We start from the raw sequence: 8,201 nt of genomic DNA, 5'->3' as shown, positions 1-8,201 counted from the left end.
CGACGAAGGAGGGGATGGTGACGGCGGTGGGAACGGTCTTCGTCCGCGTGGCGGCTCAGTCACACCTCGCCGAGACGGGTGCGGGCCACCTGGTGCCGTTCGAAGCGCTGGCGAGAGTCAGCGGTCGAAGCTGACATCCTTGTCGATGGTCGCTTGATCGTGGAGCGGCGGGTCTGGGCTGAGCTGGTCATGATCGAACTGGTCAGGGTTGAGCTGGTCTGGGCCATGTGATTCTGCTCGCGCGTACTGCCGGGCGATGTAGTCCTCGAGCTGGTCGTGCTCGATGCGCCACTGACCTCGTCCACCGATCTGGATGCCGCGCAAATCGCCTGATCGAACGAGCGCGTAGACCTGACGCACCGTGACGTTGAGCACCTCCGCGACGTCTGCAAGCGTGAGAAAACGCGAGCTGGAGGGTGGCATGGGCCCAGTTTCCCACGTATCGGTGTCACTGCCGCACAGGGCCGGACGCCCTGTGGACAAGTGGGCAGAGGGCTGGACGGATCGTCTCGAGGTGGGTAGAACGTTTGCATGACGAACTGGCGGGGGCCTGTGGGTTCAGGCGGTGCAACGGCGCAGAGGCTGCGTATCCGACCGTGGCGAGATCCACGGTTGATGGTCGGGGTGCTGCTGGTGCTCGGGGCGACAGTGCTCGGTGCGCGAGTGGCGGCAGCGACAGATGACACGATCGAGTACTGGCAGGTTCGTGACTCCGTTGCGCCCGGTGACGGGGTGGTCAGGGGCGTCCTCGAGGTGACAAGGGTCAAGCTCTCCGCCGGGACGGAGGACAACTACGTGCGGGTCGACGACGAGTTCGCGGCACCGCTCGACGAGCTCGCGTGGGCCCACGCCGTGCCGGCTGGTTCGCTCGTTGATCGTTCAGCACTGGTCCAGATATCGACCACCGACCGGAGCCAGCTGCCACTGAACGTCACTGACGGTGCCGCCCCCGCCGGCCTGCGGCGGGGTGATCTCGTCGATGTGTGGGTCGGTCCCGGGCCGGGTGATGAGCCGGGTGGCGAGTCAGACCGGGTGCTCGAGTCGGTTCGGGTCCTGCAGACCGGCGATGACGCCGCGGCTCTCGGAGGCTCGCTGACGCACACGGTGCTGGTCGACGTCGGCGACTCCGAGCTACGCGGATCTGTCGTGAGCACGGTCGCCGCGGGGCACGTGACCCTCATCCGGGTCACCTGATGGACGTCGTCGTCGCGGCTGGTGGTGCGGCTTGGGAGGCGGCCGCGGTACGCGAGATCGAGGCGTCGACGTCGTTGCGCCTCGTGCGTCGGTGCGTCGACGTGGCCGACCTGCTGGCGGTCGGACTGACGGACATCGCCGGGGCCGCGCTGGTGGCGGCGGAGCTGGCCGGCCTGGACGCCGACAGCGTCCACCGGCTCGAACGGGGTGGCGTGCGGGTGGCGGCGGTCGAGTCCGACCCGGCCCGATGCCATGCGCTCGGTATCGAACGTCTGCTCCAGCTGGGCGCGCTCGACGTCGTGGCGCGCGACTCCGTCACCGCGACGCCGCCTGAGCAGGCCGACCGGGCTCCGGTCATCGCGGTCTGGGGACCCACCGGCGCTCCGGGACGCAGCACCGTCGCGCTCGGCATCGCCTCAGCGGCGGGGGCGCGCGGTGCCGACACGGTGCTGGTCGACGCCGACACCTACGGCGGCTCGTTGGCGCAGATGTTGTCCGTCCTGGACGACGTGAGCGGCCTGATGGCGGCGTGTCGCGTCGCCAACAACGGCCGGTCCTCCGAAGTCGTCGACCATCTTCTGGCGGTCGATCCAGGTCTGCGCCTGCTGACCGGGCTACCCCGCGCCGACATGTGGACGCAGGTGCGCACAGGCGCGCTCGAGCTCGTCCTCGGAGAGCTCAGGTCGTCGGCTGACCTCGTCGTCGTCGACTGTGGATTCTCTCTCGAGGCTGGCGGCCACGGATCGATGTCTCGCAACCAGTCGACCCTGCACGTGCTTGACCAGGCCGACACGATCATCGCCGTCGGGCGTCCCGACCCGGTCGGCCTGGCTCGGCTGGTCCGAGGCCTGCACGATCTTGCCGGCACGACTCGTGGGCGGCAGCCCGTCGTCGTGATCAACATGATGCGCACCACACTTGGGTGGAAGGAGCGCGAGGTCGAGACGGCTGTCCAACGACTCACCGGCATCGCGCCATCGGCCTACCTCCCGTTCGACCAGGCCGGGCTCGACCTCGCCCTCGTGTCGGGGCGCACCGCGCGCCAGGTGGCCCCGTCCTCGCCGTTCGTCGCGCGGATCGAGGCACTCACGTCCGCCGTCGCGCCCCGCATCGTCAGCCGGGGTGTCCTCTCGGCGTCCTGACTGCGAGCCGATGGTAAATTCTCTGCAGGACGTCACGAGGAGAATGATGCAACGGTTGAGCCCGCTGGACGCGATGTTCCTGCAGCAGGACAGCCCCACGATTCCCCGTCAGGTAGCCTCACTGGCCATCCTCGAGCCGGGTGAGAATCCGCTTGACTACGACCGCCTGATCCACGTCATCAACGAGCGGATCGACTTGGTACCCCGGTACCGGCAGGTACCGAAGTCAGTGCCCGGAGCTCTAGGCACACCGGTCTGGGTCGACGACGAGAACTTCGACATCTCGCTGCACGTGCGCCGTTCGGCACTTCCGCGGCCGGGCTCCGTCGACTCGCTGCACGAGCTCGTGGGCAGGCTCATCGCGCGACGGCTCGACCTCGACCGACCTCTGTGGGAGCTCTACCTCATCGAGGGGCTGGAGAACGGCGGTGTGGCGCTGCTGTTCAAGGCCCACCAGACGCTCGTCGACGGATCGGTGACGGTCGATCTGGCCCAGGTGCTCCTTGAGGAGACCGCGCACGACCGCGACATTCCCCACGAGGACTGGAATCCGCGTTCCGAACCCAACTCGATCGAGCTTCTGACGGGCACCCTCAACCGCAACCTGCGTCATCCGGGTGAGGCATTGCGTGCCGCCGAGCTCAACCTCGGCCGCATCGCACGTCGCCTGCCGCTCGTCGGGTCCGACGGGCCGCCCCAGAGCATCCTCGCGACCGAGCTGTCCCGGCATCGCAGATTCGCTTCGCTCGCGGCCACCCTGCAGGATTTCCGGCGCGTGCGCGAGCAACACGGCGGCACCATCAACGACGTGATCCTTGCCGTGATCACCGGGGGTATCCGCGGCTGGATGCTGACCCGCGCCGAGCCTGTGACGGCCAAGACCAGCTTCCGCGCGATGGTCCCGATGTCGGTGGTCGCCGAGGATGGGCTGCCCACCTCGTTGGGATCGAAGGTCCGCGGCCACCTGCTGTCGCTTCCGGTGGGGGAGTCGAACCCCGTCGTGCGTCTGCATCAGGTGTCGTACGCCCTCAAGGACCACCGCGAGACGGGCTCGGCGGTGGCGGCCAACAAGCTCGCCAACCTGCCCGGCTTCGCCACCTCCACCTTCCACGCCGTCGGTGCAAGGGTTGCCGATGCGGAAGCCGGCCGGGGCCACCAGATCGTCATCACCAACGTTCCCGGACCGCAGGACCCCGTCTACATGGCCGGCGAGAAGGTCAGCGAGGTCTACCCGTGCATCCCTCTCAGCGGGCACCGGGCGGTGGCCATCGGGGTGACGTCGTACAACAGCAAGGTGTTCTTCGGAATCGTTGCTGATCGCGAGGCGGTGCCCGACGTCGACGTCCTCGCCCAATGCATCGAGGATGCCCTGCAGGAGCTCGTCGACACGGTCGGCGGTCGCCGCGCCCCGCGTGGTCGGCAACGTCCGGCCAGGGGCTGAGCGGCATGAGGATGTACGTGGCGCTGACGGTCGATGACCTCACCGCGCTGATGGCGGGCGCGGCGGTCGTCCCGTCGACCGCGTTCACGGCCGAGTCCGAAGACGAGGAAGATGAGCTTGCAGCGCTCGAGGAGGCTTCAGAGCACGGCGCCGCGGTGGGTGCGGCAGAGGTGTCCGACCCCGACCTGCCGGTTGCGCTCTCGCAGATCGCGTCATTTCACGTCGACCTCGACGGCACGGGTGACCTCGCGTGGTACGCCACACAAGAGATCGATGCCGTGCTCCGCGAGGTGCGGCGCACGGCATCGATGTGACACAGGTCTGGTCGTGCCGGGCTAGAGCCTCGTCATGCCGTACTCAACCTCTTCGCGCAGCGATGCGGTGATGGCCTTGGCGATCTCCGGCTCCATCTTCTTGCCGATGAACGGGATCGACACCTTGACGTCGCCGTGGAGGGTGAATTCCGCGTCGCTGCCCTTGGCAATGAGCGTTGCCTTGCCGGTCATCTCTGCCGGCTGACCAATGATGCTGACCTTGACGTCGGCCGAACGGTTGCCGCGCGAGTCAGGACCGCTCCACACCTCGGTCTGCTTGACCTTCACGGTGTTGCCAGTGGACTTCTTGACGAAGTCGGGAAGGTCGGCGTCCTGAGTGCGGACTACCGTGACGGTTGCGCCGTCGCCCTCGGCCTCCACCGTGACGTCGTAGTCCTTCGAACCCTGGTTGGCGCAGGACTCGGTGCGGAACTTCTGGTCGGTGACGAGCGCGTAGACGTCCTCGACCCCCGCCCCGACATAGCTGAATGTCTCGTTGAGCTTCATCCGGTCATCCTTTCACTCCGACATGCATCAGGCACCCGGTTCGGCCGCAGGAGTCACGGCCGCCGGGGTGGCCGCGCCGATGCCCTTGAGCTCAGAGAGCCGGGCCTCGACCTCGGTCTGTGTGGTGTCGTCCTCGAGCTCGGCGAACTGCGCATCCAGGCTGGACGCTGCCAGCTCGGACTGGCCCGCGACCAGAGCTTCGTCACGGCGCACCTTCTCCTCGAAGCGGGAGAGCTCGCTGGTGGGGTCGAGCACGTTGATCGATGAGACCGCCTCCTGCACCTTGGCCTGGGCGTCGGCGGTCTTGGAGCGCGCGACGAGCTGATCGCGCTTGGTCTGCAGTTCGCCGAGCTTGCCCTGCATGTTGACGAGGCCGGACTTCAGCTTCTCGACGACCTCGTTCTGCGAGGCAATCTGGGGGGCCGCGGACTTGGCCTCGTTCTCGAAACCGATCTGCTTGCTGAGCGCGACCTTCGCGAGGGCGTCGAACTTGTCTGCCTCGGCGGAGTGTCCGGAGGTCCGCAGCGCGTCAGCCTTCTGCGAGGCGGCCAAAGCCTTGGAGCCCCACTCCTTCACGGCGGCGACGTCCTCGGCGTGGTCGGCCTCGGCCAGTCGGAGGTTGCCGATCGTCTGCGCGACGGCGTCCTGCGCCTCGGCGATCGAGCTGGTGTAGTCGCGAACGAGCTGGTCGAGCATCTTCTCCGGGTCCTCGGCCTTGTCGAGGAGGGAGTTGATGTTGGCGCGCGTCAGCTGGCCGATGCGACCCAGGATGGACTGTTTGTTGGCCATGGTCTTCACTTTCCGTTGCGGTGCGGACGATGGCGGGCCTGGGCGCCGGATGCGTCCAGGGCACACGGTCGCGGCCGGCGCGGCTGTGCCATCACCCAACTGATCTTGGTGCATGCCGGGTGCCGAGACAACCGCATACGAGGTGAGCCTGGGATCACCAGTGGCTCCTTGCGGGGTCGATGGATGACGACGACCTCGACCCCGGGCTGTTCCTGCTTTTGATGTCGCCTCCGGTGGCAGCACTCACGTCACGGTGAGCTGGCGGCCTTCGCCCGGTAGGGCACCTGTTTCTCGCCGTCGGCACAGGTGCCTTGGACCACCCCGGTCGGGAACTGATACTTCTTCAGGGTCGTGCAGTCGGGCAGCGTCTGCCCGCCGAAGACCTCCTGCCATGTTCCATCGACCCGCGCCCAGAGCACAGCGTTGCCACCGCACTGAGGCACGAGGACTCCACCGGCGGCCCACCCACCGACGTCGACGCGGTCGACCTGGATCTCCGGCTTTTCGGGGCAGGCATCGTCCTTCGTGGCCTGTTGCCGTGCGAGCTCTGCGGTGATGAACATCGTGAAGTCACGGGGCGCCCCGACGAGCCCGACGACGTCCGAGGCGGTCCTCAGCGTGAGCCCGTCCCCGTCGTTCGTGTAGTCGAGCAGGGTCGCGTCAATGCTGGGCCCCGGCTCGGTCGGCGCCGGCCTCGGCCCCGGCGCGGGTGTGGCGTCGTCCGAGCCGCACCCCGCCGTGAGCGTCAACGGCAACAACAGGACAGCGGTGGCCGCGAGCGCCAAGACGTGTCTCATGCCGCCAGTAGATCACCGAGCCCGATGGGTCCGGTAGTCGACGACCTGCTGGAACGTGGGCCGGTTCTGCCAGTCGATCGGCCTGACCCCGACGATCCCTGCCGTGGTGGGCCGGATGTAGTCGATCGACTTGTCGTAGGTCAGGGCACGGGGGCTCGTGACGCTCTGGGCCTTCTCGGCCCTGTCGACCGCGCCGAGCAGCGACGACCGCAACCTCGTGCGGCAGGTCGTGGGTGAACCGCACAGGGCGTGGGAGAACGGCGACTTCACCGTTGAGCCGGTGAGCGCCCGAAGACTTTTGTCGATGTAGCCGTACCACGGGGAGCCGAGCCACGACGATCCCTTCCCCTCGCGCGGATGGTCGTCGAGCGGCTGGGGGATCGACCGGGCAAGGTCGGCCCCGAGGCCCGGGGTGGCGAAGTCGTGAGCGAGGGCCTTGTCGCCGTCTTCCCACCACGTGTCGAAGATCTGGATCGCCGCCTGGTGGGCGTACGACCCGGTGCGGTCGTAGTCGACCCGGTGGGCCCCGTCGGCGAGCCACGCCGAGAGCAGGCGGCGGGCCTCGGCGGTCTTCGGGTCGTCACCGAGCACCTTGAGCAGCACCGGCAACAACGACCGTGCCCGCACGTCCTCGGTGGCGGCGTCCTCAACGATGCCGGCGAGCTGGGCGCGTGACATCAAACCCTTGCCGAGAGCAGCGGTGACCCGCCGGCTCAGGGCCTGGGAGCGGTGGATGGACCCGTCCGACCACTTGTCGTCGGCCGCGGCGAAGTCGCGGGCCGGCTTGTTGTTCCAGCTCGCGAGGTAGTGGGTGGGCGGGTTGATCTGCTGCACGTGCTTCTCGTAGCTGAGCCAGCCGCTGGGGTCGTACTTCCTGCCGGACCAGCGGGGGAGGTCGGTGTCGGTGCCGGCGGCCCGAACGGGCAGGCGTCCTGATGAGAAGAACGCGATATCTCGGTTGTCGGCGTAGAACCAGTTGAAGGTGTAGTCGATGCCGTTCGCCGCCTGCTTGAACGTCGTGGCGTCCTTGACGTAGTCGGGGTTGTTGAAGCGTGAGAAGCCCAATATCGACGCCGCTTCACGTCCGTAGGTGCTGCGCTCGGTGACGACGGCGACGGGAACGCCCTTGACCGTCGTGCGGGTCTGCATGATGCCGTGGTTGGTGCGCCACACCTGGAACTTCAGGGTGCTGGGGAGGCCGGGTGCGGAGATGTTGGGAGTCGTCGTCTCCTTGTGCTCGTTGTACTGCATCGGCACGCAGGCGCCGCCGTCCTTGCGGTACGACGTCGAGCTGACGGTGGGCTTGCTGCCGTCGGCGTTGCAGAGCGTCTCGGCGACAGTGTCGATGTTGTCGCTGCCTGAGCTGGTGGCCGACCACGCGTAGTCCAGCCCGTGCCCGAGCTCGACCACGAGCTGCGTGCCGGCGAACGACACGCCGCGCGCGAAGACGCCGGGGCCCATCAGCACCTGCTCGGAGAGCAGCTGTGGGTTGAAGTAGCCGGTCTGCGGCCCGAACACGACCAGCGGGTGGCCTGTCCGGGTCTCCTTCGCCCCGACCAACAGGGCGTTGCTCATTCCGTTGATCTTGAACAGGCTGCTCAGGTCAATCGTCCCGGTGGGGCTGTCGATCTCGTCCGGCATGCCTGAGATGCCGAGCTTGAGCGCGTCGATCAGGGTCTCGAGCGGGTTGGTGCTGCCGACGTCGTCCCCGGTCGCGGTGCCGAGTGGTCCGTCGAGGTCGGGGATGGCCACACCGGCCTGGCGGGGGCTGAAGGCCACGTTGTCGTAGGGGAAGGACAGCGTCGACGTGGTCGGCGCCTCGGCGTCGTTCTTCTCACGCAGGCTGGCGAAGAGCTTGTCGGCCTTCCTGGTGCCGAACTTCTTGACCAGCTTGCCGTAGTAGACGCTGTTGGCGAACTCCTGCCCGCCGCCCTTGCCGAAGATGCCGCCGACGAGCGAGGCCACGAATGTCAGGTCGGCCCGGGTCCAGGGGGTGGGCTTCTTCTGCAGGGCCAGG

The 8,201-nt window shown here is 67.7% G+C and carries 9 protein-coding genes; 4 read left to right on the top strand and 5 right to left on the bottom strand.

Going from position 1 to position 8,201, the window contains the following annotated elements:
* Positions 1 to 117 precede the first annotated feature (117 nt).
* Positions 118 to 423: a helix-turn-helix domain-containing protein gene (locus H7290_RS02925; RefSeq protein WP_290512520.1), complete on the bottom strand. Its 306-nt coding sequence runs from the start codon at positions 421 to 423 to the stop codon at positions 118 to 120.
* 108 nt (positions 424 to 531) lie between these two features.
* Here H7290_RS02925 and H7290_RS02920 point away from each other — a divergent pair, with 108 nt between their 5' ends.
* The 4 genes from H7290_RS02920 to H7290_RS02905 are packed head-to-tail and all read left to right on the top strand — an operon-like array spanning position 532 to position 4,091.
* Positions 532 to 1,194 carry a hypothetical protein gene (locus H7290_RS02920; RefSeq protein ID WP_290512519.1) on the top strand — a complete coding sequence of 221 codons (663 nt, stop codon included), beginning with the start codon at positions 532 to 534 and terminating at the stop codon, positions 1,192 to 1,194.
* Positions 1,194 to 2,336, top strand: coding sequence for a hypothetical protein (locus tag H7290_RS02915; RefSeq protein WP_290512518.1), 1,143 nt, complete (start codon positions 1,194 to 1,196; stop codon positions 2,334 to 2,336). Before H7290_RS02920 ends, H7290_RS02915 begins: the two co-directional genes overlap by 1 nt.
* Positions 2,337 to 2,382: 46 nt before the next feature.
* A complete protein-coding gene (locus H7290_RS02910) occupies positions 2,383 to 3,777 on the top strand; it encodes a wax ester/triacylglycerol synthase family O-acyltransferase (protein ID WP_290512517.1) in 1,395 nt (464 codons plus the stop codon).
* 5 nt (positions 3,778 to 3,782) lie between these two features.
* Complete coding sequence (locus tag H7290_RS02905; protein ID WP_290512516.1) at positions 3,783 to 4,091, top strand: hypothetical protein; 309 nt, start codon at positions 3,783 to 3,785, stop codon at positions 4,089 to 4,091.
* Positions 4,092 to 4,112: 21 nt separating this feature from the next.
* On the opposite strand, the gene H7290_RS02900 is transcribed toward H7290_RS02905, so the two are convergent.
* From H7290_RS02900 to H7290_RS02885, 4 genes are all read right to left on the bottom strand, one after another.
* Positions 4,113 to 4,598, bottom strand: coding sequence for a DUF2505 domain-containing protein (locus H7290_RS02900; protein WP_290512515.1), 486 nt, complete (start codon positions 4,596 to 4,598; stop codon positions 4,113 to 4,115).
* Between the two features lie 27 nt (positions 4,599 to 4,625).
* Positions 4,626 to 5,387 (bottom strand): PspA/IM30 family protein, encoded by a 762-nt coding sequence (locus H7290_RS02895; protein WP_290512514.1) that lies wholly within the window; start codon positions 5,385 to 5,387, stop codon positions 4,626 to 4,628.
* A 248-nt stretch (positions 5,388 to 5,635) separates the two neighbouring features.
* Entirely contained in the window at positions 5,636 to 6,184 is a 549-nt protein-coding gene (locus H7290_RS02890; RefSeq protein ID WP_290512513.1) for a hypothetical protein, read from the bottom strand.
* 12 nt (positions 6,185 to 6,196) lie between these two features.
* Positions 6,197 to 8,201, bottom strand: a 2,005-nt coding sequence (locus H7290_RS02885) for a penicillin acylase family protein (protein ID WP_290512512.1), incomplete at its 5' end; no start/stop codon positions are given.

It is taken from the genome of Aeromicrobium sp. (genome assembly GCF_014378035.1).
GTDB lineage: Bacteria > Actinomycetota > Actinomycetes > Propionibacteriales > Nocardioidaceae > Aeromicrobium.
The sequence above is the reverse complement of the archived record's forward strand: the minus strand, read 5'-3'. Positions and strand labels throughout refer to the sequence as shown.

Bases quoted from the DNA above. Each gene is read 5' to 3' on its own strand.
- H7290_RS02895 (WP_290512514.1), bottom strand. From the start codon at position 5,387: ATGGCCAACAAACAGTCCATCCTGGGTCGCATCGGCCAGCTGACGCGC.
- H7290_RS02900 (WP_290512515.1), bottom strand. From the start codon at position 4,598: ATGAAGCTCAACGAGACATTCAGCTATGTCGGGGCGGGGGTCGAGGAC.
- H7290_RS02910 (WP_290512517.1), top strand. From the start codon at position 2,383: ATGCAACGGTTGAGCCCGCTGGACGCGATGTTCCTGCAGCAGGACAGC.
- H7290_RS02915 (WP_290512518.1), top strand. From the start codon at position 1,194: ATGGACGTCGTCGTCGCGGCTGGTGGTGCGGCTTGGGAGGCGGCCGCG.
- H7290_RS02925 (WP_290512520.1), bottom strand. From the start codon at position 423: ATGCCACCCTCCAGCTCGCGTTTTCTCACGCTTGCAGACGTCGCGGAG.
- H7290_RS02890 (WP_290512513.1), bottom strand. From the start codon at position 6,184: ATGAGACACGTCTTGGCGCTCGCGGCCACCGCTGTCCTGTTGTTGCCG.
- H7290_RS02920 (WP_290512519.1), top strand. From the start codon at position 532: ATGACGAACTGGCGGGGGCCTGTGGGTTCAGGCGGTGCAACGGCGCAG.
- H7290_RS02905 (WP_290512516.1), top strand. From the start codon at position 3,783: ATGAGGATGTACGTGGCGCTGACGGTCGATGACCTCACCGCGCTGATG.